Annotated in this window: 16 protein-coding genes; 12 read left to right on the forward strand and 4 right to left on the reverse strand. The window is 69.3% G+C overall.

The genetic code is table 11. From position 1 onward, the window contains the following. The first annotated feature begins 78 nt into the window (after window positions 1-78). The 5 genes from K4043_RS15200 (at window position 79) to K4043_RS15220 (ending at window position 5,198) form a co-directional block, all read left to right on the forward strand. Window positions 79-288 carry a DUF1656 domain-containing protein gene (locus tag K4043_RS15200; protein ID WP_265309823.1) on the forward strand — a complete coding sequence of 70 codons (210 nt, stop codon included), beginning with the start codon at window positions 79-81 and terminating at the stop codon, window positions 286-288. Then, window positions 285-1,193, forward strand: a complete 909-nt coding sequence (locus tag K4043_RS15205; protein WP_265309824.1) for an HlyD family secretion protein — start codon at window positions 285-287, stop codon at window positions 1,191-1,193. Before K4043_RS15200 ends, K4043_RS15205 begins: the two co-directional genes overlap by 4 nt. Continuing rightward, on the forward strand, window positions 1,190-2,656 hold the full coding sequence (locus K4043_RS15210; RefSeq protein WP_265309825.1) for an efflux transporter outer membrane subunit: 1,467 nt from the start codon (window positions 1,190-1,192) through the stop codon (window positions 2,654-2,656). The genes K4043_RS15205 and K4043_RS15210 overlap by 4 nt, the downstream gene beginning before the upstream one ends. 3 nt (window positions 2,657-2,659) lie before the next feature. Next, window positions 2,660-4,717 (forward strand): FUSC family protein, encoded by a 2,058-nt coding sequence (locus tag K4043_RS15215; RefSeq protein WP_265309826.1) that lies wholly within the window; start codon window positions 2,660-2,662, stop codon window positions 4,715-4,717. Window positions 4,718-4,802: 85 nt separating this feature from the next. Continuing rightward, window positions 4,803-5,198, forward strand: a complete 396-nt coding sequence (locus K4043_RS15220; protein ID WP_088435243.1) for a hypothetical protein — start codon at window positions 4,803-4,805, stop codon at window positions 5,196-5,198. 14 nt (window positions 5,199-5,212) lie between these two features. Here the strand turns inward: K4043_RS15220 and recD are convergent, their stop codons facing one another. From recD to recC, 3 genes are read right to left on the reverse strand one after another with little or no spacing between them, the layout of a single operon-like run. Beyond that, a complete protein-coding gene (gene recD / locus K4043_RS15225) occupies window positions 5,213-7,108 on the reverse strand; it encodes an exodeoxyribonuclease V subunit alpha (protein ID WP_123730923.1) in 1,896 nt (631 codons plus the stop codon). Continuing rightward, window positions 7,105-10,746, reverse strand: a complete 3,642-nt coding sequence (recB, locus tag K4043_RS15230; protein WP_265309827.1) for an exodeoxyribonuclease V subunit beta — start codon at window positions 10,744-10,746, stop codon at window positions 7,105-7,107. Before recB ends, recD begins: the two co-directional genes overlap by 4 nt. Next, the gene (gene recC / locus K4043_RS15235; protein WP_265309828.1) at window positions 10,743-14,090 is read right to left on the reverse strand and encodes an exodeoxyribonuclease V subunit gamma; all 3,348 of its coding nucleotides are present in this window, start codon (window positions 14,088-14,090) and stop codon (window positions 10,743-10,745) included. Before recC ends, recB begins: the two co-directional genes overlap by 4 nt. A gap of 224 nt (window positions 14,091-14,314) precedes the next feature. Between recC and K4043_RS15240 the strand changes: the two genes are divergently transcribed. The 6 genes from K4043_RS15240 to K4043_RS15265 all read left to right on the forward strand — a co-directional run bounded on the left by K4043_RS15240 (window position 14,315) and on the right by K4043_RS15265 (window position 18,428). Further along, window positions 14,315-15,103 (forward strand): ATP-binding cassette domain-containing protein, encoded by a 789-nt coding sequence (locus tag K4043_RS15240; RefSeq protein WP_019183992.1) that lies wholly within the window; start codon window positions 14,315-14,317, stop codon window positions 15,101-15,103. Further along, window positions 15,103-15,852 carry an MlaE family lipid ABC transporter permease subunit gene (locus K4043_RS15245; protein WP_019183993.1) on the forward strand — a complete coding sequence of 250 codons (750 nt, stop codon included), beginning with the start codon at window positions 15,103-15,105 and terminating at the stop codon, window positions 15,850-15,852. Before K4043_RS15240 ends, K4043_RS15245 begins: the two co-directional genes overlap by 1 nt. Before the next feature lie 94 nt (window positions 15,853-15,946). Continuing rightward, entirely contained in the window at window positions 15,947-16,474 is a 528-nt protein-coding gene (gene mlaD, locus K4043_RS15250) for an outer membrane lipid asymmetry maintenance protein MlaD (protein ID WP_019183994.1), read from the forward strand. Next, window positions 16,471-17,133: an ABC transporter substrate-binding protein gene (locus K4043_RS15255; protein WP_265309829.1), complete on the forward strand. Its 663-nt coding sequence runs from the start codon at window positions 16,471-16,473 to the stop codon at window positions 17,131-17,133. Before mlaD ends, K4043_RS15255 begins: the two co-directional genes overlap by 4 nt. Further along, window positions 17,123-17,434, forward strand: coding sequence for an STAS domain-containing protein (locus K4043_RS15260; RefSeq protein WP_123730927.1), 312 nt, complete (start codon window positions 17,123-17,125; stop codon window positions 17,432-17,434). Before K4043_RS15255 ends, K4043_RS15260 begins: the two co-directional genes overlap by 11 nt. Before the next feature lies 1 nt (window position 17,435). Beyond that, complete coding sequence (locus K4043_RS15265; protein WP_265309830.1) at window positions 17,436-18,428, forward strand: VacJ family lipoprotein; 993 nt, start codon at window positions 17,436-17,438, stop codon at window positions 18,426-18,428. Between the two features lie 76 nt (window positions 18,429-18,504). Here the strand turns inward: K4043_RS15265 and K4043_RS15270 are convergent, their stop codons facing one another. Continuing rightward, window positions 18,505-23,802, reverse strand: a complete 5,298-nt coding sequence (locus tag K4043_RS15270) for a putative Ig domain-containing protein (RefSeq protein ID WP_265309831.1) — start codon at window positions 23,800-23,802, stop codon at window positions 18,505-18,507. Window positions 23,803-24,069: 267 nt separating this feature from the next. Here K4043_RS15270 and K4043_RS15275 point away from each other — a divergent pair, with 267 nt between their 5' ends. Beyond that, window positions 24,070-24,603 (forward strand): tail fiber protein, encoded by a 534-nt coding sequence (locus K4043_RS15275; protein WP_265309832.1) that lies wholly within the window; start codon window positions 24,070-24,072, stop codon window positions 24,601-24,603. Window positions 24,604-24,611: the final 8 nt, after the last annotated feature.

Here is a 24,611-nt window from a genome sequence, read left to right on the forward strand (position 1 = left end):
TCCCCCGTTGTACCGCCCGGTGTCGTCCCTCGACGCCGGGCGATCCCCTTTCCGCTCCCCTGCGAATCCTTTGCCTCGATGTACGGTGAATTCAGTCTCTATGGTGTGTTCGTCCCGACCCTGCTCGGGCTGATGCTGCTTGCCTACCTGCTCAAGAGCGGGTTGCGCATGGTCCTGCAGCGCACCGGCGCCTACCGCCACATCTGGCACCCCGCCCTGTTCAACCTGGCCGTGTACGTGATCGTGCTCGGCGGGTTGTTTTCCCTGATGCGTTGGATGCAATCGTGAACAAGATCCTCAAGCAGACATTCCCGGTCGTGTTGACCGCCGTGGCCGTGGTGGCCGCCGTGCTGGTGCTGCGCCACCTGTGGGCCTATTACATGGATGAGCCGTGGACGCGCGATGCGCACGTCAGCGCCGACGTGGTCCAGGTCGCGCCGGACGTGTCCGGGCTGGTGGAGGCAGTAAAGGTGGCCGACAACCAGCCGGTCAAGCGCGGTGAGGTGCTGTTCGTGGTCGACCGCGCGCGCTATGAGATCGCGCTGGAACAGGCCCAGGCCGCCTTGGGCGAGCGCCGCGCCACGCTGGACCAGCTGCGCCGCGAGATCGCGCGCGACCGCAGCCTGCAGGATCTGGTCGCCGCCGAGGACGCCGAAGTGCGCCGGGCCAAGCTGCTCGCCGCGCAGGCCTCGATGGCCACCGCGCAGGCGGCCGTGGACCTGGCCAGGCTCAATCTGGCCCGCACTGAAGTGCGCAGCCCCAGCGATGGCCACGTCAACGACCGCACCGTACGCGCCGGCGACTACGTGACCGCCGGGCGGCCGGTGATGGCGGTGCTCGATACCGGCTCGTTCCGCGTGGACGGCTACTTCGAAGAGACCCGCCTGCAGGGCGTGCATGCCGGCCAGAAGGTCGACATCCGTCTGATGGGTGAAGCGCAGCCGCTGCAGGGCCACGTGCAGAGCATCGCCGCCGGCATCGAAGACCGGTATCGCAGTGAGGGCAGCAGCCTGCTGCCGAACGTGACCCCGGCCTTCGACTGGGTGCGGCTGGCGCAGCGCATTCCGGTGCGCATCCATATCGACCGCGTGCCGGCCGGCGTCAACCTGATCGCCGGGCGTACCGCCACGGTCACCATCCAGCCGGACACCGCCCCGGCCACGCCGGCGCAACCGGCACGGACGGCGCTGTGAACCGCCCGGCGCTGCACCGCATCGCCCTGGGGTTGGCCCTGACCACGCTGGCCGCGTGCCGCACGGTCGGCCCGGACTACGCGGTGCCGGCCGGGTCCGCCTTCCAGCGGCCGGAGGCGAATGCCGCCTTCCTCGACACCGGCAACGCGCAGGTCGCCGCGGGCGCCGCGCTGCCTGCACGCTGGTGGGAGCTGTACCAGGACGACACCCTCAACGCGCTGGTGCAGCAGGCGCTGCGCGACAACGTGGAGCTGAAGGTGGCCGATGCCAACCTGCGCCGCGCCGCCGCCGTGTACGAGCAGGCGCTGGATGCCGGTGGCTTCGAGTACGAGGCCGAGGCCGGCGTGAGCCGCGCGCAGCTGTCCGCCGAATCGTTCCTGCTGGAGCACGAACTGCCGCCGATCAACCTGGCCGACGGCAAATTCGCGGTGTCCTACCAGTTCGATCTGTTCGGCAAGCTCAAGCGCGCCTCCGAGGCCGCGCATGCCGACGAGCAGAGCGTGGCCGCAGCACTCGATCTGGCGCGCGTGTCGCTGGTGGCGCAGGTGGCCGGCAGCTACGTCGACATCTGCCACGCCAACCACGAACTGCATGTGGCCGAGCACTCGCTGCAGCTGCAGCAGCGCAGCCGCGAGGTCACCCAGCGCTTGATCACGGCCGGCCGCGGCACCCCGCCGGAGCTGGCCCGCGCCAATGCCCAGGTGGCGATGCTGCAGGCCGCGCTGCCGCCGCTGCGCGCGCACCGCCAGGCCTCCGAATACCAGCTGGCCGCTTTGCTCGGCCGCACCCCGGGCCAGCTGCCCGAGGGCGTGAGCGACTGCAGCCAGGCCCCGACCCTGGCCCAGGCGCTGCCGATCGGTGATGGCCGCGCACTGCTGCAGCGCCGACCGGACATCCGCCAGGCCGAGCGCAAGCTGGCTGCCGCCACCGCGCGGATCGGCGTCGCCACCGCCGAGCTCTACCCGGACATCCGCCTCGGCGCTTCGGTCGGTGCGGCCGGCCTGCTGGAAGACTTCGGCACGCCGTTGACCCAGCAATGGTCGATCGGCCCGTTGATTTCCTGGACGCTGCCCTCTTCCGGCACGCATGCGCGCATCCACGCCACCGAAGCCGGCGCCGATGCCGCGCTGGCCGAGTTTGATCACAGCGTGCTGCAGGCCCTGCGCGAAACCCAGACCGCGCTGAGCCGCTATGCCCAGGATCTGCAGCGCCTGCAGTTCCTGCAGCAGGCCCAGCAGCAGGCCGATCTGGCCGCCAGCCAGAACCGCCGCCTCTATCAGGGCGGGCGCACGCCCTACCTGACCAGCCTGGATGCCGACCGCAGCCTGGCCAGCGCCGAGGCGACCCTGGCCGACGCGCAGGCGCAGGTCTCGCGCGACCAGATCCAGCTGTTCCTGGTGCTTGGCGGTGGCTGGCAGGACAGCGCCGCGCAGGCCGCAGCGACTGCGGCAGCCCCGAGGTAAGCCATGCTGCTGCTCGACAGACAGGCCTGGTTGTTCTCGGTCAAGACCTTCCTGGCGGCGATCGCGGCGCTGTACATCGGCCTGGCCGGCAATCTCTCGCGGCCGTACTGGGCGATGGCCACGGTCTACATCGTGACCCAGCCGATGCTGGGCCCGACCCGCGCCAAAGGGGCCTATCGCATCCTCGGCACGTTGCTCGCCGGCGCGGCCACGCTGTGGATGGTGCCGCACCTGGTGGAGACCCCCTTGCTGCTCAGCGCGGCGATGGCGCTGTGGCTGTCCGGGTGTCTGTTCATCGCCCTGCTCAACCGTGGCCCGCGCGGCTACGCGTTCCTGCTGGCCGGATACACCACCGCCTTCATCGGCTTCCCGGCGGTGACCTCGCCGGACACCATCTTCGATACCGTGGTGGCGCGCAGCGAGGAGATCATCCTTGGCACGGTGGTGGCGGTGCTGTTCGCCTCGCTGTTCTTCCCGGCCTCGGTGCGGCCGATGCTGCGCTCGCGGATCGGCAGCTGGATGGGCGATGCGGCCGACTGGTGCCGGCAGATCCTGACGCGCGGCCACGCGCACGGCCCGCGCAACCGGCTGGCCGCCGATCTGGTCCAGTTCGACGCGCTGATCGAATTCATGCGTCGCGATGATCCGCGCCATGCCGGCGCGGCGGTCTCGATGGAGCGACTGCGCGAGCGCATGCTGCTGATGCTGCCGGTGCTCTCCTCCATCGCCGACCGGCTGGGGGCGCTGCGCGCGGGGGGCCGTGCGCTGCCGCCCGGGCTGGAGACGCTGATCGCCGATCTGGCGCAGTGGCTGGAACAGCCCGGCCGCTCCAGCGCCAGTGCGTACGCCACATTGCGCGCGCGCATCGTCGCGCTCAAGCCGGCGGTGGATGGCGAGCTGGATCACCTGCTGCTGGTCACCCTGCTGCTGCGCCTGGAAGAACTGGTCGACCTCTGGCAGGACTGCACCACCCTGCACGCCGCCATCGATGCCGGCACCGCGCCCAGCGATGCCGCGCACTACCGCGTGCGCACCCAGCGCGTGGATCACGTGCGCCACGTGGACTACGGCATGGCGCTGTTCTCCGCCGCCAGTGCGGGCGTCGCCCTGATGACGTACTGCGTGCTGTGGATCGGGCTCGGCTGGGAGGGCGGCGGCAATGGCGCGATGATGGCCGCGGTGGCTGCCGCGTTCTTCGCCGCGCAGGATGATCCGGCGCCAAGCATGCTGTCCTTCCTGCTCTGGGCGATCGTGGCCAGCCTGGTGGCCGGGGTGTACCTGTTCGGAATCTTCCCCGCCGTGCACGACTTCGGTAGCCTGGTGCTGGTGCTGGCGGTGATCTTCCTGCCGCTGGGCCTGCTGCTGCATCGGCCCAAGACCGCATTGATCGGCCTGCCGCTCACGGTGAATCTGGTCGCGCTGTTGAACGTGCAGAACACCTACAGCGCCAACATCCAGAGCTTCATCAACTCTGCCGTCGCGATGTTCATCGGGATCGGCTTTGCGGTGGTGATGACGCGGCTGTTCCGCTCGGTGGGTGCCGAGTGGACCGCACGCCGGCTGGTGCGCCAGGGCTGGAACACGCTGGCCGATGCAGCCGAGGGCCGTGGCCAGCAGGACCGCCAGCAGTTCGCCGCGCGCATGCTGGATCTGCTCGGCCTGCTCGCACCGCGCCTGGCGGCCACCCCGGAAGGCAGCGATATCGCCTCGGTGGACATGCTCACCGAAGCCCGGATCGGCCTGAACATCCTGCAGCTGCGCCGCTCACGGCATGGCTTGCCGCCGGCCAGCGTGGCCGCGATCGACGCGATCCTGGACGACATCGCCCACCATTACCGCGCCCAGGCGGCGCGTCGGCGTCCCCTGCCCGCCCCCACCGGGCTGCAGGCCCGGCTGGAGGCCTCGCTCAAGCGCGTGCAGACCGTGGCGGCCGGCAAGGCCCGCGATGAGGCGCTGATGGGTCTGATCGGGCTGCGCTATGCCCTGTTCCCCGAGGCGCCGGTGATCGATACCCCTGCCGAGACCCCCGCAGCGGCACCCGGCCTGCCCGCGTCGCGCTGAACCGGCCTGGCCGCAGACCGGCCGGCCCACGCCGATCAGGGCTATCCTGACGCATGCATTTGCGCATGGATCAAGGTGATTTCCGATGAGTTACGACCTGATGGTGTTCGACCCCGCCGTCGCCCCGCGCGAGGCCGAGGCCTTCCTGCAGTGGTATGACGCGCAGACCGAATGGAACGAGACGCACGACTACGACGACCCGAAGGTGTCGGTGCCGGCGCTGCAGGCGTTCTTCGCCGCGCTCGCCGAACACTACCCGCCGATGGACGGCCCGCTGTCCGATGAGGAAGACGACCGCCCGGAAGTGACCGACTACAGCATCGGCCAGCACGTGGTCTATGCCTCGTTCGATGACGAGGTGGCCGAGAACGCGCACGGCCTGGTGCAGGTGCTGGCCAACACCCACCAGCTGGGCTTCTTCGATGTCAGCGGTGACGGCGCCATCGTGTTCCCCGATGGCACCGTGGTGATTCCGGAGTAAAACCGGACGCGGGGCTAGAACAACTGCCCCTGGGCCGGCGCCGTCACGACGGCGTCGGCTACTGCGTCCCCCTGGCCGCCCTGCAGGCGCGCCGCCAGGCCCGACAGACGGCTGGCATGCCGCGCCAACGCGGCCTCCAGCACTTCCGCACTGCCGAGCACGTGCAGCGACTGCCGCGCACGGGTCATACCCGTGTAGATCAGCTCGCGCGACAGCACGCGGTTGTCGCGTCGCGGCAGCTGCAGCCAGACCTCATCGAACTCCGAGCCCTGTGCCTTGTGCACGGTCATCGCGAACGCACTCTCATGTGCGGGCAACGCACCCGGGTGGAAGCCGCGCGGCTGGTCCGGTGTCTCGCCGGGAAACCACGCCGTGACGCTGCCGTGCCGATCAATCAGGCAGATGCCGATGTCGCCGTTGAACAGGCGGTGCCGGTAGCTGTTTTCAGTGATCAGCAGCAGCCGACCGTGGAAATAACCCGGCGCCATGCCCGGCCGCGGCACACCGGCCAGCAGTGCCTCGATGCGCGCGTTGAGCCCGCGTGCACCCTGTGGGCCTTCGCGCACGGCGGTGAGCAGGCGGATGCGGCCGGCATTGGCCAGCGCCTGACCGGGATCGGCGGCTTCGCCGAGGCCACGCCAATGCCCGAGCAGGTGCTCGCGATGATGCTGCAGCGGGTCGCTCTGGTCCTCGTGGAAGTGCACACCGGCCAGCGTGCCTACGCGTAGCAGCGCCAGTGCGGTGGCACTGTTGCCCTCGCGCACGGCATGCGCCAGCGGCGCCAGATCGAGCGCGTCGGTCTGCCGGTAGCCGCGCTGCAGCTGCACGCGCCGGCCCGCGAACCGGCGTGGCGGTGCCACCGGTTGCAACGCGTCGGGCGCGAGCAGCACGCGTAATGCCTGCGCGTCGTCGGCCTGGGTGCCCAGGCCATCGCCACTGGCACGCAGGATCGCACTGAGCACATCGCCGGCTTCCACCGAGGGCAGTTGATCCGGATCGCCGAGCAGCACCAGCCGGCTGCCATCGGCGACCGCCTCGACCAGCTTGGTCATCAACGGCAGATCGATCATCGAGGCCTCGTCCACCACCACCACGTCATACGGCAGCGGGTTGTCGGCGTGATGGCGGAAGCGCGGCGAATCCGGGATTACCCCGAGCAGGCGATGCAGGGTGGTACCGGTGCTCGGCATCGCATCGCACAGGGCCGGCGCGATGCCGACCAGCCGCAGCCGCTGCACGGCCAGGCGCAGGCTCTCGGCCATGCGTTCGGCGGCACGGCCGGTCGGCGCGGCCAGCGCGACCCGTGGCAATGCCTGGTCCGCCTGCACTGCCTGGGCGGCCAGCAGCACCAACAGGCGTGCGATGGTGGTGGTCTTGCCCGTACCGGGACCACCCGTCACCAGCACCAGCGGATGGCGCAGCGCGACGGCGGCGGCGCGGGCCTGGTGATCGATGCCCTCGCGCGCCTGCGGGAACAGCTGGCCAAACAGGGTGGCCAGGCGGCCGGGATCGGCCTCGGCCACCGAATGGGTGGCGATGCGTTGCAGGCCCTGCGCCAGCCGACGTTCGTATTCGCGATAGCGACGCAGATAGAGCAGCCCGTTCTCCAGCACCAGCGGTGCATCGCCGGCGACCGCGTCGTCTGCGCCGGGCACCTCCACCCACGGCGAGGCGCGCAGCTGCGCCAGCCAACCCTCGGGCGCGGGCCACTCGATCTCGGCGTCGATCAGCCGCTGCGGCTGGCCCGGATCCAGGCCGGCATGGCCTTCCGAGACCGCCAGCGACGCCAGTGCAGCACCGAGCAGCACCGCCTCGGGCGTGTCCGGGCGCAACCGGCGCAGGCTCTGCGCCAGTGCATGATCGAGTGTGCGCAGCGCGTTGCCGCGGTACAGCGTGGTGAGCAGGCTCATGCGTCCCCCCGTGCGCGCGCGGCCATGCGGGCTTGGGCGTGTTCGCCACCGGCGAACAGCGCATCCAGCGCGTCCACCAGTGCAGGATCGAAGCGATGCGCGTACAGGCCGGGGCTGTCGTCGCGGCCTGCATCCAGGCCGCGGCAGAACAGATAGCGGATGCCGCCCATGTCGCGCGTGTAGTCGTACTGCGCACCCAGCCGGAAGCGCAGCCAGCGATGCAATGCCACGGTGTAGATCAGCGCCTGCAGGTCGTACTCGCTGTGCTGCATGGCGCTGGCCAGCCGGGCTGCGTCGTAGCCGGGCAGGCGATTGGATTTGTAATCAAGCACGTACCAGCGGTCCGCACGCACGTAGGTGAGGTCGATCTTGCCGGTCATCAGGCCTTCCAGCCGCCGCCGTGTGCCGAAGCCATGGCGGTCACGCACCAGTCCATGCGCGTGCAGCAAGGTCAGCAGGGCGGGCACGGCGGTCGGCTGCATCGCGAAGTGGAACTCGATCTCGGCGCGGCGCGCATCGGCCGGCAGATCGTGCAGTGCGCCGCCTTCCGGCAAGGGCACGGTCAGGGTCTGGCCGACCAGCGCGGTCAACATGCCCACGCCATCGTCCAGATCTTCCTCGGCATAGCCTTCGGCGCGCAGCGAGGCACGCAGGACCTCGGCTTCCTCGCCGGGTGCCGGCTGCCCGGCCTGCCAGCCGGACCACAGCGCGAAATCGGTGTTTTCCAGTGCATCGTGCAGCACATTGCCGAAGCGGCTGCCCATGAAACGCGGGTCGCTCTCTTCGCTGGCCACGGCCGGTTGTTCTGCTTCCAGGGTGAGGTCCACGCCGGCCGGTTCATCGGCGGCGGGGGCCGGCACTTCAGTCGCGGCGGCATCGGTGTCGTGGCCCGCATCGGCATGCGCCAGCTGGGTGAAGCTGTACACCCACCAGTCGTGCGGGACGCGGCGGGTCAGCGCGCGTACCGGCGGCAGTTCGCCGTCGCGTTCGAAGGCGAGCTGTACCGGCCGGGTCTCCACCGGGCCTTCGATCACGGCGATGTCCGGGTGGTCTCGCAGGGCGGCCATGTTCGACAGCATCGGTGCCAGGCGGGTCTTCGCCAGGCCGGCGAGATCACCGGCGGCGATCCACAGCGCGTGCTCGGCGCGGGTCAACCCGACATAGAGCAGGCGCGCGTCTTCGGCCTCCTGTTCCTGCGCGCTGCGCGTGCTGGCCGCGCTCCAGCTGTCGTCCTTGTCCAGTTTCCAATGCAGCTCGCGGCGGCCGTTGGCGTACACCGTGCAGTTGGCCTCGGTGTTCGGCGCGCCACCACCGATGCCCACGAACGGCAGGAACACCAGCGGATACTCCAGGCCCTTGCTCTTGTGCAGGGTGATGATCTGCACGCGGCGCGCATCCGATTCCAGGCGCAGCAGCTGCTGTTCGTCGTTCTGGTCTGCATGCGCCATCTGCACCTGCAGCCAGTCGAGCAGGCCGTGCATGCCCAGCGTCTGGCCGGCCGCCTGCTGCAGCAGCTCGCCCAGCTGCAGGTAGTTGGTCAAGCGACGCTCGCCATCCAGCAGGCCGAGCAGACGCTCGGCGTGCTCGGCACAGAGATCGGTGATCACCGCGAACGGACCGCCGCGCTGCCAGCGCTCACGCCATTCCAGCAGCCGCACCTGGAACGAACGTTGTGCATCCCCTTCGCGCTCCAGCGCATCGATTGCCTCGGCATCTTCGCCAAGCAGCACGGTCGACAGCGCGGCGCGCAGCCGTCCTTCATCAGCCGGCTGCAGCAGCGCCAGCAACAGCAGGCGCAGGTCGTGCGCTTCGGGCGTGGCATACAGGCTCTGCTTGCCTGCAGCAACGGCGGGAATACCCACCGCACCGAGCGCCTGCTGGATGCGCGTGGCCTCCTTGTGCGAGCGCACCAGCACCGCGATGTCGCCGGGCTGTACCGGCAGGTCGCGCAGCAGCGCGCGCCCTTGCCGGGCCTCGCTGAGGATCTGGTGGATCGCGGCCACGCAGGCGTCGCTGGCCTGCTGGCGCGAGGGATCGGCCTTGAGATCGCCGGCCTCGGTGTTGTGCAGCACGCGCACGGTCAGGCCGGGTGCGGGAATCCCGTCGCGCAGGAAATCCGCATCCACGCGGGTGCTGCCGGGGTGCACCGGTTCGAAGGCGATGTCGGCTTCGAGGAAGGCGCGTTCGCCGGCATTGGCGTACAGCGCTTCGATCGCGTGCAGCACCGCCGGACGCGAGCGGAAGTTGCGGTCCAGCGCGGGCGCTGCATCGGCCTGGCGCTTGGCCTTGAGGTAGGTGTGGATATCGCCGCCGCGGAAACCGTAGATCGCCTGCTTCGGATCGCCGATCAGGAACAGCGCCGGTGCCAGGCCGGCCTCACGGGTCTCCTGCGAATCGCCGAACACGCGCTGGAAGATGCCCCACTGGCGGTCGTCGGTATCCTGGAACTCGTCCACCAGCGCGATCGCGTACTGCGCGCGCAGCTGCTGCACCAGGGTGGCGCGGTGCGGGCCGTCGAGTGCATCGGCGACACCGTCGATCAGGTCATCGTAGGTCTGCACGCGTCCGATCCGCTTGAGCTCGGCCAGGCGCGCACGCGCCTCATCGCGCAGGTCATGCAGGAACGCGGTGGCCTGCTGGCGCAGCCACTGCTCGCGCGCGTCGGCGGCGTGCCACCAGCGTTGCAGTGCATCGAACAGCGGCGAGACCGGGCACTGGCCGTCCATGCCGTCCTTGCAGAAGGCCAGCAGCTGCACTGGCAGCAGCTTGCCCAGGTGGCTCTTGTCGCCGCGCGGCCAGTGCTGCGCGCTGCGGCCGGCGAACAGCTCGCCGAAGGCCTTGTCGAAGCTGGGCCGTTTGGCACGGCGACCGTCGAAGATCTTGCGATCGAAGGCGACGGCGATCTGCGCCTGCGCGTCTTCGGCGTGGGTTTCGATCGCCTCGGCCAGCGCGGCCGCGGCGAGCCGCAGCTGCGGCGCGGGATCATCGAAGATGTGGGTTGGCCGCGCTGGCAGCAACGGCAATGGCTTGATCAGCGTGGAGAGATCACCGGCCAGCGCCTCGGGCGCGGACCACAGCCAGGTCAGCGCATCGACCGTGGCCGGGTCGTTGGCATGCACGCGCCACAGGTCGGCGGCGAGTTCCTCGTGCAGCGCGCGTTCGCTCGGCAGCAGGGTCGGCGGATCGAAGGTGTGTCCGCTCTCCAGGGCATGCTCACGCAGCACGCGGGTGCAGAAGCCATGGATGGTGAAGATCGAGGCGAGGTCGATTTCGTCGGCCGCGGTCTGCAGCCGACGCGCCAGCGCGGCCGGTGTTTCTTCGCCGAGGGCAAGCTGGCGGTGGAGGATCACCCGGGTCAGGACGACCTCCGGGCTGTCCTGTTCGCTCGGCGCGCGCTCGACCAGCTGTGCGGCCAATGCAAGGCGCTCGCGGATGCGCTTGCGCAGTTCCTGCGTCGCGGCATCGGTGAAGGTGACCGCCAGAATCTGGCCGATGCGCCAGCCCTTCTCCACCACCAGCCGGGTGAACAGCGTGGCCAGGGTGAAGGTCTTGCCGGTACCGGCGCTGGCCTCGATCAGGCGCACGCCCTCCAGCGGCAGCGCCAGATAGGGATCGGTGAGCAGGTCGTGGTCGATCATCGCAGGGCTCCTTTCTCGTCAAAGCCCGGGAACACCCGGCCCTCGCGCACCGCGGTGAACACCACGAAGCTGTTGTGCAGCAATTGTCGGTAGCTGTCCGCGCTGGCGAACGGATCATGGCCACGCAGCGCGAGCGGGTAGCCGGCGCCGGTGGATTCGCCCCAGGTGCGGTCGCTGCCATGCCACTTGGCGCGGCCCTCGGCGTCACGCTTGGCCTCGGCGGCGGTGTACAGCACCCAGCCGGTGGACGGGCCATACAACAGCGGCGCGCGCAGCCCTTCGCTGCGCAGCTGCAGCAGGCGTCGCAGCACCTCGTGCGCGCGTTCGGCCTCCAGCGGCGGCAGCGTGTGCGGGCCTAGCCCGTCATCGCCCGCGTCGTGGAACTGGACCAGCGGCTGTGCGTCGCCGGCGGCGTTGGCGAGCAGCCAGTCCAGGCCCTGACGGATCGCGGCGCGGCCATTGAGCGGGCCCGGGCGCAGGCGCACCAGGCCATGCGGATGCAGGCCATCGACGCGGCCGTGCAGGCGCACCCCGTCGATATCCACTTCGTAGCGGCGGCTGCCGGCCGCAGTACCGGCCTGCCATTGCGCCAGCGCCTGTGCGTAGGGTTCGGTCTGCGCCTGCAGCAGCGCGAACTGACGCTCGCCCAGTGCACCGGAGGGCAGCAGCGCACGCGCGCGCAGCCGGGGGTACAGCGGCGCGGCATCCTCGTCGAGGGTTGCCTGGATCACCGCCTGCTGCAGCAGTAGGGTATCGCCACCGCGCGCGGCCATCACCAGCGGCTCCACATCCTCGGCGTTGTCCACGTCGTCGGGCAGGCGCAGGCCGAGCCGTTGCGAGAGGAACTGGCTGGCCGGATCGGTGAGGAAGCGACGCAGCGCATCCACGCTCAGTTCCGCTTCGCCCACGACGCTCTCCATCGGTGGCAGTGGCCGCGCGAACCAGGGCGCCAGCGCGCGCCGTGCGCCGCCAAGCGAGCCGGCGGCCGGGTGCCATTGCTGGCGGTAGCTGAAACGTCGCGGTTCCTCACCGCCACCGAATGCCGCCGGTGCAAACGGCTGCAGCGAGTGCCGCACCGTCATCCGCTTGGCCGCCGCGGGCGGATCCAGGTGGTACTCGGCCGCGGCATCGATCAGCTCGCTGACCAATACTGACGGTTCGCGCACGCTGCCATCGCGCGGATCGGCGCCCAGATAGCTCAGGTAGAACACGTCCTGCGCCGAGGCGAACAGCTGCAGGAACAGGAAACGGTCGTCTTCGCGCAGCGAGCGGTCGCCATGCCGGCGCTTGTCGGTGCCCAGTTCGGCGGTGAGCTGGTTGAGCCCCGCAGCCGGGTCGCGGCGCGGGAAATCGCCATCGTTCAGCCCGAGCACGCAGATCACCCGGAACGGCAGCAGGCGCATCGGCACCATCCGCCCGAAACTGACGCCGCCGGTCAGCAGCGGCGCACGTGTATCGGCCTGCGCGAGCACGCCGGCGAAATGCGCGCGCAGCACCTCCGGCGGCACGTCGCCCTCGAAGCCGGCGGTATCCGCATCACGGGCGAACTCGTTGATCAGTTTGCGCAGCCGCTCCAGCGCGCGCTGGCTGTTGGCGGCCTGCGGGGGCTCCGGCAGCAGCACATCGAGCAGCGCCAGCAGACGCTGCCGCCACTGGCCGGGCGACATCGCCTCTCCCAACGCCTTCTGGTAGCGCGCCAGCACCCGCAGCAGGCCGAGCAGGCGGTCCAGCGCATCCAGCGCGCTGCCTTCCAGCTCCGGCCACGGCGCGACCCCGGCGATATCGCCGTCGCTGCCGCTGGCATGGCCCAGCAGCAGGCGATCAAGTGCGAACTGCCAGGTGAAGGCATCATCGACCGGGGCCTGGTGCTGGCCGCGATGGGTGGCATCCAGCCCCCAGCGTGCGCCGGCGGCCTGCAGCCAGTCGTGCAGGCGGTCGAACGCCGCCGCATCCAGACCGGCCGCTTCGGCCAGCGGCGCGCTGGCGAGCAGATCCAGCACTTCGTTCAAGCCGAAGCGCGAGACCGGCAACCCGAGCAGGTGCACGAACACATCGGCCAGTGGTTCTCCCGCCAGCGGGCTGGTGTCGGCCAGTGCATAGGGAATGTGGTCATCGCCGCCGCCGCGCCCGCCGAACACCGCTTCCAGGTAGGGCACGTAGGGGTCGATGTCCGGCGCCAGCACCGCGATGTCGCGCGCCTGCAACGGCGGATCGAAGCGCGGGTCCTGGAGCAGGCCGCGCAGCTGGTCGTGCAGCACCTGCAGTTCGCGCAGGCGGGTATGGCAGGCATGCACCTGCAGGCTCGGGTCGTCGTAGCGCAGCGCCTCGCGCAGAGGGCCGGCGGGCTGCCCGCGGCGGTGGAACAGGTCGCGCTGCAGACGATGCAGCAGGCTGTCGGACAGGCCGCCGGCGTCCATGTCCGGGCGCGCATCCTCTTCGGGATCGTCGTACGCGGCAATCTCACCGGAGGGGTGCACGACCTCGTAGCTGCCCAGTACCGCCATGAAGTCGCGGCCCGCCGCGCCCCAGGCCTGCAGCAGGCGGTTCTCGCCGGCCGCCTCGCCGAACGGATCGGGCGCGCCGCTGCGCAGCTTCTCGCCCAGCGTCTGCAGATCGCCCCAGTAGGCCTGGGTGGGCGTGGGCAGATAGAAGTGCATCGTGCCGACCCGCGCCTGGGTGGCCATCACCCGCAGCACGTCCGGGGAGATGTTGAGCGTGGCGAAGGCGAACACCCGCGCCGGCAGGCCCTGCGGCAGCGGTTGTCCGGCGCCCTCGAAACGGGCGAGATAGGCATCGATGCGGCGCGCACGGTACTGCTTGCCGCTGGCGATATGTCGCCACAGGATCGCCTGCGGGTCGTTCGGTGCTGCGCCGGCCTCCCAACGCAGCAGCCAATCGCGACGCCAGGCCTGGTACTTCTCGAACACCGAGGCCAGCTCGGCGGCCAGCGCCCACGGCTTGAGCGGATCGGCCGCGGACAGATACGCCTGCAGGGCCGCCATCGGCGGCTGCGCCATCAGCACCGGGTCACGCAGCGCGGCGTACAGCCCCCAGCGCAGGCCCTCGGCATTGAGATCGTCATGTTCGCCGGGCACGTTGGCGTTGAGGGCGCGGGCGACCAGCTCACCGGGGGTGAGGAACTCGAGATTGGCGGCAATGCCATACTCGGCCGCCAGGGTCGATTGCAGCCAGCGGCGCATCGCGACCTGCGGGATCAGGACCACCTCCGGCACCAGGATCGATTGGCCCGGCACGGGCGTGCGCAGCGTCGCGGCCAGCAGGGCGGCCAGCACATCGAGCGAGTTGGAGTGGTACAGGCGGAAGTCTGAAGCGGCGTCGGTCATCGCAGGAGTGTGCCGCAGCCCGCGCACGAACGCAGCGCTGAGGGGTATCTGGACGTGGAAACGCCCGTGGCCGATGCCGGCCCGACACGCTGTGTTGCAGCCCACGGTATGGCCGTCGGGGCACTGCCCTCACCTGCCCGTGCGACAATACTGCACGGTGCAGTTCGGTTATGTTCAGCCGTTCACCACGATCTTACAACGTTGGAATTTTGTTAATGGCGCTCATGACGGTTTCCGAAGAGAGTCTGGTGCAGTTGTCCAACGTCCGCATCGACCGCGGCGGACGTACGATCCTGCGCGACGTTTCGCTGACCGTTCCGCGCGGCAGCATCACGGCCGTGCTCGGCCCGTCGGGCAGTGGCAAGTCCACCCTGCTGGCCGCGCTGACCGGGGAGCTGCGGCCGGTTGCCGGCGAGGTCACCCTGTTCGGCCAGCCCATCCCGACCGGCGCACGCGCGCTGTTGGAGATGCGCAAGAGCGTGGGCGTGCTGCTGCAGGGCAACGGCCTGCTGACCGATCTGACCGTGGCCGAGAACGTGGCCCTGCCGCTGCGCACCCACACCCGCCTGCCCAAGCCCGTATTGCGCCGCCTGGTGCAGATGAAACTGCATGCGGTCGGCCTGCTGGCCGCTGCCGATGCCTGGCCGCGCGAGCTGTCCGGCGGCATGGCGCGCCGTGTGGCCCTGGCCCGCGCGCTGGCACTGGACCCGCCGCTGATGATCTACGACGAGCCGCTGACCGGGCTGGACCCGATCGCCTCGGGCGTGATCATGAGCCTGATCCAGCGCCTCAACCACAGCCTGGGGCTGACCAGCATCATCGTCAGCCACCACGTGCACGAGACCCTGCCGATCTGCGACCAGGTGATCGCGATCGCCAACGGCGGCATCGTGTTCCAGGGCAGCCCGGCCGCGCTCGAATCCAGCCAGGACCCGCTGCTGCGGCAGTTCCTGCATGGTGAGCCGGACGGCCCGATCCCGTTTGATGCCGCACCGCGTGCGAGGGTTGCCTGATGCCGTTCGTTGACGCCACCCGCTCGCTCGGCCGCGCCGGCCTGTTCTCGCTGACGGTGCTGCGCGGCTCGCTGCCCACCGCCGATTTCCTGGCCGAGCTGACCCGCGAGATCTACAAGATCGGTGCACGTTCGCTGCCGATCATCGCCGTGGGCGGTGCCTTCGTGGGCCTGGTGCTGACCCTGCAGGGCTACCGCACGCTGACCACCTTCGGTGCCGCCGATGCCTTGTCCACCCTGCTCGGCCTGTCGCTGTACCGCGAACTGGCCCCGGTGCTGACCGCGCTGCTGTTCATCGGCCGCGCCGGCAGCTCGATCGCCGCCGAGCTGGGCCTGATGCGGGCCACCGATCAGATCAAGGCGCTGGAGCTGATGGCGATCGACCCGGTCGCCAAGGTCGTTGCCCCGCGCTTCTGGGCGGCGGTACTGACCGTGCCGCTGCTGACCGGCATCTTCTGTTCACTGGCGATCAGTGCCAGCTACTTCGAGGCCGTGCACGTGCTCGGCCTGGACAATGGCGTGTTCTGGTCGGCGCTGAGCAACAGCGTGGACTTCTGGGACGACTTCGGCGTGGCGATGCTGAAGTCGGCGATCTTCGGCGGCACGGCGGCCCTGGTGGCCTCCTATGTCGGTTTCCATGCCGAACCCACCATCGAAGGCACCTCGGTCGCCACCACGCGTGCGGTGGTCAACGCCTCGCTGCTGGTGCTGGTCTTCAACTTCGTGCTGTCCGCCATGATGTTCCAGTAGGTACCGACCGTTGGTCGGTACGCCTCTTCGGTACGCAAAGACTTCCCGCCCGGACACCTGTCCAGGCACCTGACAAAGAACAGTGAGATATCCCATGGCCATCCGCGGTCCCAGACTCGAATTTTCCGTCGGCGCGTTCCTGCTGCTGGCGCTGGCCTCGCTGCTGGTGCTGGCCGTGGCCTCCACCAATCAACGGTGGGGCACCGGTGGCAGCGGCTACGAACTCAAGGCGCGCTTCACCCAGATCGGCCAGCTGCGCAAGCAGGCCCCGGTCAAGATCGGCGGCGTCACCATCGGCCAGGTCTCGGGCATCGAACTGGATCCCCAGAAGTTCGACTCGATCGTGACCCTCAAGCTCGACGGCAAATTCAAGGATCTGCCCGCCGATACCTCGGCCGGCATCTTCACCAGCGGTTTGCTCGGCGAGAGCTATATCGGACTGCAGCCGGGCGGAGATCCGGACGTGCTCAAGTCCGGCGACGAGATCGTCTTCACCCAGCCGGCGGTGGACCTGCTGCAGCTGGTCGGCAAGTACATGTTCAGCGGTCCGGCCAACACCGGTGGCGCTGACTCCCACGATGGCAACGGCGCGCCCGCGCCTGCAACGGAACCGCAACCATGAAAAAGACCCTGATCCCGGCGCTGCTGGCCTCGGCTCTGCTCGCCGCCACGCCCTCGCTCTCCTTCGCCCAGGCCGCTCCTGCTGCCGCCGCCGCCCAGCAGGGCCAGGCCAGCAAGGCCGTGATGGATGCCAGCACCCGCATCCTGACCTCGCTGCAGCAGCGCCGCACCGAGTTGCGGGCCAACCCGGCCGTGCTGCGTGACTTCATCAACAGCGAGCTCAACAAGACCTTCGACCGCGACTACGCCGCCCGCCTGGTGTTGGGCGTGCACGGCCGCGGCGCGTCCGATGCCGACGTCAAGCTGTTCGCCGATGCGATGGCCGACAACCTGATGCAGCGCTACGGTTCGGCCCTGCTCGAGATCCAGGGCAAGCCGACCTTCCGCCTGAAGAGCGAGTCGCCGCTGCCGGGCAACCGCGGCGTGCGCGTGTCCACCGAGCTGATCCGCGCCGGCAGCGAGCCGACCCCGGTCGACTATCTGATGCGCAACGTCAACGGCCAGTGGAAGATCTTCGATGTGATGATCGAAGGCATCTCCTACGTGCAGACCTTCAAGACCCAGTTCGACGCCCCGCTGCGCCAGAAGTCGATCCAGCAGGTGGCCACCGAACTGCGCAACGGCAGCATGCAGGCCGGGCAGGCCCCGCGTGGCAAGTAACAGCGCCAGCGTGCAGCGCAACGGCAGCTCGCTGGTGTTCAGCGGGCCGCTCGACCGCGCGGCGGTGACGGCCCTGTGGCCCTCGCTGACCGCGCTGGACGGCGTGCAGCAGGTGGATCTGGCGGCGGTGAGCCGGCTCGACAGCGCCGGTCTGGCGCTGCTGGCCGAGCTGGCCGCACGCCTGCGTGCAAACGGGACAACGCTGACGATCGTCGGCAGCCCGGACGGTTTCACCGACCTCAGTGCCGCCTACCGGCTGGCACCTACCCTGGATTTCCATGCCCTTTCTGCGGCGAGCTGACATGAACGTCATACGCACCCTCCCCCTCCTTGTGCTGGCGCTGGTCCTGAGCGCCTGTGCCGGCAAGCCCGCACGCGACAGCGCACCGGTCAGCGTCGAGGTCGCCCCTGCGGCGGCACCGGCTGCCGATGTCGCCAACACCGATGCGGTACCGGCCGAGACCGTCGTCGACACGGCCACCGAAGCAACGCAGGCCAGCACCGATCCGGCGGCCACCACCGGCACCGCGCCGACCAATGCCGAGGACGACTTCGCCGCGCTGTACGGCGGTCCCGCCCCGACGGCGGAGGGCAGTGAAGGCGGCAGTGCTGCCTATGACCCCTGGGAACCCTTCAACCGCAAGGTGCACAGTTTCAACAACGTGGTCGACCGCGCCGTGGCACGACCGCTTGCCACCGCTTACACGCGCGTGGTTCCGCGTTTTGCGCGTACCGGTGTCACCAACTTCTTCAGCAACCTGCGCGCGCCGGTGACGATCACCAACCAGCTGCTGCAGGGCCGTCCGGATGATGCTTGGGACAGCCTGGGTCGTTTCCTGATGAACTCCACGTTGGGCCTGGGTGGCTTGTTTGATCCTGCCAGCAAGGCGATGGTGCCGCGACGCAGCGAGGACTTCGGCCAGACCCTGGGTGCCTGGGGCTGGCGCGGCTCGCGCTATGTGGAGCTGCCCTTCTTCGGCCCGCGGACCGTGCGCGACGTGTTCGGTTTGGCGGGCGACATCCCGCTCTCGCCGATCCGGACCATCGAAGAAGACAAGGTCCGAATTGGTCTTCAAGGTCTGCAGCTGGTGGACATGCGATCGCAGTTGATGGCGCTGGACGACATCCGCGACAACGCCGTTGACGAGTACGCCCTTACCCGCGACGCATGGCTGCAGCGCCGTAACTATCAGATCGAAAACGACCTGCGTGGCAAGCATGCGCGCGGCAAGGACGCCGACGACACCGCGCCGATCCCGGTCGATGCGATGCCGATGCCGGACTGGGGTAACTGAAGACAGATAAAAAACCCCGCCACTGCGGGGTTTTTTATTGCTCTGCATCGTGCCACCGCGGGTCGGTGGCGATGTCCTACAGCTGTTTGTCCAGACTGATCTGGACGCCGTGGTCGCGGTCATCACTGCCGACCAGCCCACGGTAGTCCACCCGCAGGCCCCATGCCCGGCCGAAGTCGAACATCACCCCGGCGCCCAGCATCCAGCGGTTGCGGTTGAAGCCAGCCAGCGTGGTGCGATAGAACGGCACCCCGACCAAGTCGGCGTACTGCATCGTGGCTGTGCCACTGCCGCTGAAGTCGTGCTGGTACTCCACCCGCAGTTGCGGCGTCCAGGCACCCCATGCTGCGGTCTTTCGCGACTCGATGCGCAAGCCCGCGTTACCGGTGCTGGTGTCCACGTCCTGATCGCCGTAGCGCAGGGAGAACAGGTCGCTGCCCTGCTCGACATAGCGGTCGAGCGTGCCGCGCGACGCGTCCAGTCGCGCATACGGGGTGAACTGCCAGCTGCCACGGAGCAGGTCGGCACCGACAGACAGCGAACCGAACCACTGGCTGCCATCGCGACGGGCATGCACGAAGCTGCCGTCGCTGGTCACGTAGCGGCGCAGGTCGTAGTCCAGCAACTGGTGGCCCAACAGTGCATCCACGAACAGATGCTGGCCGGGGCTGTAGCTGCCGTACACCGCCAGGGTGAAGGCCTGGCCATCGCTGCGGCTGCCGTTCTCACCTACATCGGTGCGGTCGCGGCCATAGCCCAGGCCGATGCCGACGGCAAGGTCGTCGCCCACCTGCAGGTCGCTGCCAAGGGTGACGCCGTCCGTGTTGAAGTCACCGCCGGCACTCCCGTGTCCGTTGGTCCGGCCGCTGCGGATCGTGCCGCCCACCCAGAAGCCAAGCGGTGCCTGCGAGCCAGTGCCGGTCGCGGCCGGCGCATCCAGCCCCGGTTCCCGATCGAACGGCTGGCGGCGCTGAGCGTCGCAGTCACTTCCGGGCAGACTGCCCACCGCCGGATCGCAGCGCTGCGGCCCGTAGGCCAGGCCCAGGTTGTTGCTGAAGCCGTTGCTGCGGCTGGCGCCATGTAGGCGCTGCATGCGCTGCTGGAGGTTCTCGATCTGCGAGCTGGCGAAGCGCCGCGCGGCGTCGGCCTGCGCCGACAGCAACCCACGCACTTCCGGGTCGCGGGTCGGGTCAGGGCGCTGGGTCACCTGCACGGTGTAGTCGCGTGTGCCGGTGAAGCCCAGTGCATCGGTGGCGGTGACGGTAAAGGCGAACGCACCCGCGGCGGTGGGCGTGCCGGTCAGCGCACCCGACGCGGCCAGCGCCAGGCCGCCGGGCAGCGCGCCGGTGGTTACCGCGTAGGTGTACGGGGCGGTGCCACCGCTGGTGGAGAGCTGCTGCTGGTAGGCGTTGGCGAACAACCCGGCCGGCAGGGTCGACGGGGTCAGCGTCAGCACCGGCGCGGCCACGCTGAGCGTGTAAGCCTGGGTCACGGTGGCCGGGGTGCCGGTGGTGCTGTCGGTGGCGGTCACGCTGAAGGCAACCGTGCCCACCGCGGTGGGCGTCCCCGACAGGCGACCGCTGGCAGCATCCAGCGCCAGGCCCGCCGGCAGGGTGCCAGTGGTGATGGCGAAGGTGTACGGCGCTACGCCGCCGCCGGCAGCGAAGGCTACCTGGTAGGCGCTGCCCGCCGTGGTCGGGGTCAGGGCGCCGGCGGCCGGCGTCAGGCTCAGCGTGGGTGTGGCCACCTGCAGCGTGTAGTTCTGGACCACGCTGGCCGGGGTACCGGTGGTGCTGTCGGTGACGGTGACGATCAGCGCGAAGCTGCCGGCCTGGGTCGGCGTACCCGACAACACACCGGTGCCTGTGTCGAACGCCACGCCGCTGGGCAGCGTGCCGTTCAACGCGTAGGTGTACGGTGCGACGCCGCCGGCAGCGGTGATCGGCTGCTGGTAGGCACTGCCCGCCGTGGCCGGTGACAAGGTGGCCGGGGTCACTGTCAGGGTCGGGCTGGCCACGTTCAGTACGAAGCCCTGGCCGGTGGTGAACGGACCAGTGCCGGTGCTGCTGTCGGTCGCCGAGGCCTGCAGGTTGAAGCTGCCGGCCTGGGTCGGGGTACCGCTGACGGTGACGCTGTCAGCGGTGCTGGCGGTGATCGACAGGCCGGCCGGCAGATTGGCCACCTGGTAGCCGCTGTAAGGCGCAGCGCCGCCGGACCAGGTGAAGGTCTGGCTGTAAGGCACGCCGGCCACCGCCGAGAACGCGCTGTTGGCGCTGACGGTGATGGTCGGGGTGCCCACGCTGACCGTCACCGTGCCCGGCGCTGAAGTGCCGGTGCCGTTGCTGGCGGTGTAGGTGAAGCTGTCAGTGCCGGCGAAGCCTGCGGCCGGCTGGTAGCTGATCGAGGTCGGGCCGGTCACTGTGGCGGTGCCGTGCAGCGGTGCGGTACCGACCGCCACTGAACTGGCCGCCCCACCGGACAGCGCGAGCGTCACCGGTGCGGCCGGCGCACCGTAGGCCACCGCGCTGCTGACATTGCCCGCGACCGGCAGGCCATCGGCCACGGTGATCGCCATCGCGGTGCTGACCGAATACGGTGCACCCACGCCGGTGCTGCTGTCAGTGGCGGTAACGGTGAAGTTGAACGTGCCCAGCGTGGTCGGCGTCCCGCTGATTACACCGGTGCCGGCCAGGTTCAATCCCGGCGGCACGCTGCCGGCGGTGATCGCGTAGGAGTACGGCGCGGTGCCGCCGCTGGCCGGGCCGACGGTGACGGTATACGGCTGGGCGAGCGTTGCCCCCGGCAGTGGGCCACCCGGCAGCACCAGCGTGGGTGCGCCCACGGTGAGCACGTAGGCCTGCGTACCGGTGTAAGGACCCGGCGCTGCACTGGTATCGGTCGCGGTCACCGTGAAGGGATATGAGCCGCCAGCGGTGGGTGTACCGGAAAGCACGCCGCCCGCGCTCAGGGTCAGGCCGGGCGGCAGCGAGCCGGTGGTGACCGCATAGCTGTAGCTGCCACTGCCGCCGCTGGCGATGAGGGTCTGGCTGTAGGCAACGGCGATCGCCGGAGGCGGCAGCGCCGCCGGCGCGACGGTGACCGGTTGGTCATCGTTGAGCACGGTCACGATGCCCTGCGCATCGGCGAGGGTGGCATTGGTGGGTCCGGTCAGATTGACCGCGAAGGTTTCGTCGGCCTCCGGCGTGGTGTCGCCGTTGACGGTGATCGCAATGGTCTGGGTGGTCGCGCCGGGTGCGAAGGTCAGCGTGCCGCTGGCGCTGGTGTAGTCGGTGGGCGCGACCGCGCTGGCATTGGCGGTGGCGTAGTTGACGGTGACCGTCTGCCCGCTGGGCGCCGACAACGTCACCGTCAGCGTGGCGGTGACCGTGCCGGCGTTGCCCTCGGTTACCGAGGTGTCATTGATCGACAGCGACGGCAGCGCATCATCATTGACGATCGTGCCCAGGCCCTGCGCGTCGGCAACGGTGGCACCGGTGACGTTGCTCACATTGACCAGGAAAGTTTCGCTGGGTTCGTTGAACGTGTCGCCGTTGACCAGCACGGTGAAGGTCGCGCTGCTGCTTCCCGCCGCAATGGTCTGCCCGGCCAGTGCCTGGGCGACATAGTCGCTGCCGGCGGTGGCGGTGCCGTTGGCGGTGGCGATGTCGAAGGCGACCCCGCCCGGGCCCGCCGGCGCGTTGAGCGACACGGTGAAGGTGAACGCCGTGGTGCCGCTGTTGCCTTCATTGAGGCTGACGTCATTGATACTCAACGCCGGCTGGTCGTCGTCAAGGATCGTGCCGGTCGCACTTGTCGGTGCGCCGACGCCATAACCGGTGCCTGCAGCCAGCGTCAGCACGACGGTCTCATTGGCTTCCACAGTGCTGTCGGCCGTGGGCGTGACGGTGATCGTGCCGCTGGTGGCCCCGGCTGCGATCGACAGCGGCGAGGACACCGCCGCGTAGTCGGTGCCGCTGGTGGCGGTACCGCCGACGGTGTAGGCGATCGACAGCGGCACCAGGCTCGGCTGGTCCAGGGTGACGGTGTAGACCAGCGGGGTGCCGCTGTCTTCGTTGACCGTGGCCGGGGACACCGTGATCGATGCCGTGGGCACATCGTCATTGAGGATCGTACCGGTAGCGCTGGCCGGCGCACCGACGGTGTAGCCGCTGCCGACCGCGACGGAGAGGATCACCGTTTCGTTGGCCTCCACTGTGGCATCGGCGGTCGGGTTGATGGTGACCGTGGCGGTGGTGGCGCCCGAGGGAATGGACACCGTGGCGACGCCGCCGGTGTAATCCACGCCACTGGTCGCCGTGCCGCCGGTGGTCAGGTTGACCACGGTCGGCGAGGACAGGTTGAGGCTGCGGGTGACGGTGTAGACCAGGTTGCTCCCCCCATCCTCGCTGACGCTGGCCGGTGCCACGGCGATGCTGACGCTGGGCGCCGCGCTCACCGTCAGGGTGAAGTTCTCCACCTCGAAGTAGGTGCCGGTACCGGTGCTGCTGTCGGTGACGCGGATGGTGACCGGATAGGTGCCAGGGGCCGCGGTGGCGGTACCGCTGATCACCCCGCCTGCAGAGAGTGACAACCCGGTGGGAAGGCTGCTGGCTTCCATCGCGTAGGCGAAGGGCGCAACGCCGCCGATGGTGGTCAGCGTCTGCGAGAACGCCACGCCCTGGATGGCCGTGGCCGCGGCCGGGGTGAGGCTCAGGCTGGGGTTCTGCACGGTGCCGCTGTAGGCCTTGTCGGCGGTGGCCGAAGTGGCATCGGTGGCGCGCACGGTGAAGGTGTAGGAACCGCGTTCAGTGGGCGTGCCGCTGACGGTGTTCGCATTGAGGGTCATCCCGGCCGGCAGCGCGCCACTCACCAGACTGAAGGTGTACGGGCCGGTACCGCCGCTGGCGGTAAGGGTCTGCGAGATGGGGGTGCCAGCGGTCAGCGTCGGCAGTGCCGCCGGCGCGACCACGATCGACGAGTTCGCCGCCGTGATGGTGATGGTGACCCGCACCGCACCGCCGTTGCCGGATGCTTCGCCGTCGGTGAACTCGAACGCATCGGAGGTGGTGGCAGTGCCATCATGGCCGTAATCGACATACCAGCGATTGTCGGTCACGCGCAGGTTGGCTGTTCCATGCTGCGGAAAGGCCGGCCCATCCACGGCACCCAGGCCGAAGTACGCCGGGCCTGATGCGCAGTCGGTGACGTCCACGCTCACCGATGCGCCGTTGGCAACGGTGGCCGATTTCGCTGCGCATACCGGAGAGGTGTGCTGCGCCCATGCGGCGTTCGACCAGCACAGGGCGGCGCAGAACAGGACGAACACGGTCGAGAAAACACGCGCGGTACGCGCGTATCGGGTACGGAATGCCATGACCTTTCCCCCTTGGAAAGAATCCACCTGATGCATAACAACATCGAGGTGCGCGTCCCGTGCCGGCTGCCCCGGGAGCATGATGCTCCCGTCGTTCCCTGACGTCGCCAGCGGCAGGCATTCCACGCCTCCCCCCTTTGGCGCCATTGGAACAGAGTCCCCGTGTCGACGAAAGCCCCCAGCGACGGGACTTGTGAACAGCCTGAATGGCGTTCAGAGTAGCTGCGCGCCAGTCCGGCGCCGCGCTCAGCATCCAAGGGGGATCAGATGAGCGAATTCTTCGTCGGCCAGATCATGATGGCCGGGTTCAATTTTGCACCCAAGTATTTCGCGCAATGCAACGGGCAATTGCTGCCCATCAACCAGAACCAGGCGTTGTTTTCACTACTGGGCGTGCAGTACGGCGGCAATGGCGTCACCACCTTCGGCCTACCGGATCTGCGCGGGCGCACGCCCGTCGCGTATGCGCCATCGGCCGATGGAGCATGGCAGCCGCCGGCCATGCAGATCGGTCAGCAGGCCGGGACCGAGAACGTGACCCTGTTGCCCACGCAGTTGCCTGCGCATGGCCACCAGGTCGTGGGCGTGGCCGCTGCCGGCGACAACCGCAACCCCACCGGGCGCACGTTCGCCGGCGGCGGCACGACCAAGCTGTATGCAGCCCAGGGCGGAGCGCTGGTTGCACAGGCACCGTCGTCGGTCGCCCCGGCAGGCAGCACCCAGCCCCATCCGAACATGCAGCCCTACACCACGCTCAACTTCTGCATCGCGCTGCAGGGAATCTTCCCTTCCCGCAGTTGATCACGGGG

This window comes from Stenotrophomonas sp. SRS1 (assembly GCF_026130205.1).
GTDB lineage: Bacteria > Pseudomonadota > Gammaproteobacteria > Xanthomonadales > Xanthomonadaceae > Stenotrophomonas > Stenotrophomonas rhizophila_B.

Coding starts and splice junctions, on each gene's coding strand:
- K4043_RS15255 (WP_265309829.1), top strand. CDS start 16,471: ATGAAAAAGACCCTGATCCCGGCGCTGCTGGCCTCGGCTCTGCTCGCC.
- K4043_RS15270 (WP_265309831.1), bottom strand. CDS start 23,802: ATGGCATTCCGTACCCGATACGCGCGTACCGCGCGTGTTTTCTCGACC.
- K4043_RS15240 (WP_019183992.1), top strand. CDS start 14,315: ATGACGGTTTCCGAAGAGAGTCTGGTGCAGTTGTCCAACGTCCGCATC.
- recB (WP_265309827.1), bottom strand. CDS start 10,746: ATGATCGACCACGACCTGCTCACCGATCCCTATCTGGCGCTGCCGCTG.
- K4043_RS15245 (WP_019183993.1), top strand. CDS start 15,103: ATGCCGTTCGTTGACGCCACCCGCTCGCTCGGCCGCGCCGGCCTGTTC.
- recD (WP_123730923.1), bottom strand. CDS start 7,108: ATGAGCCTGCTCACCACGCTGTACCGCGGCAACGCGCTGCGCACACTC.
- K4043_RS15265 (WP_265309830.1), top strand. CDS start 17,436: ATGAACGTCATACGCACCCTCCCCCTCCTTGTGCTGGCGCTGGTCCTG.
- mlaD (WP_019183994.1), top strand. CDS start 15,947: ATGGCCATCCGCGGTCCCAGACTCGAATTTTCCGTCGGCGCGTTCCTG.
- K4043_RS15275 (WP_265309832.1), top strand. CDS start 24,070: ATGAGCGAATTCTTCGTCGGCCAGATCATGATGGCCGGGTTCAATTTT.
- recC (WP_265309828.1), bottom strand. CDS start 14,090: ATGACCGACGCCGCTTCAGACTTCCGCCTGTACCACTCCAACTCGCTC.
- K4043_RS15200 (WP_265309823.1), top strand. CDS start 79: ATGTACGGTGAATTCAGTCTCTATGGTGTGTTCGTCCCGACCCTGCTC.
- K4043_RS15215 (WP_265309826.1), top strand. CDS start 2,660: ATGCTGCTGCTCGACAGACAGGCCTGGTTGTTCTCGGTCAAGACCTTC.
- K4043_RS15220 (WP_088435243.1), top strand. CDS start 4,803: ATGAGTTACGACCTGATGGTGTTCGACCCCGCCGTCGCCCCGCGCGAG.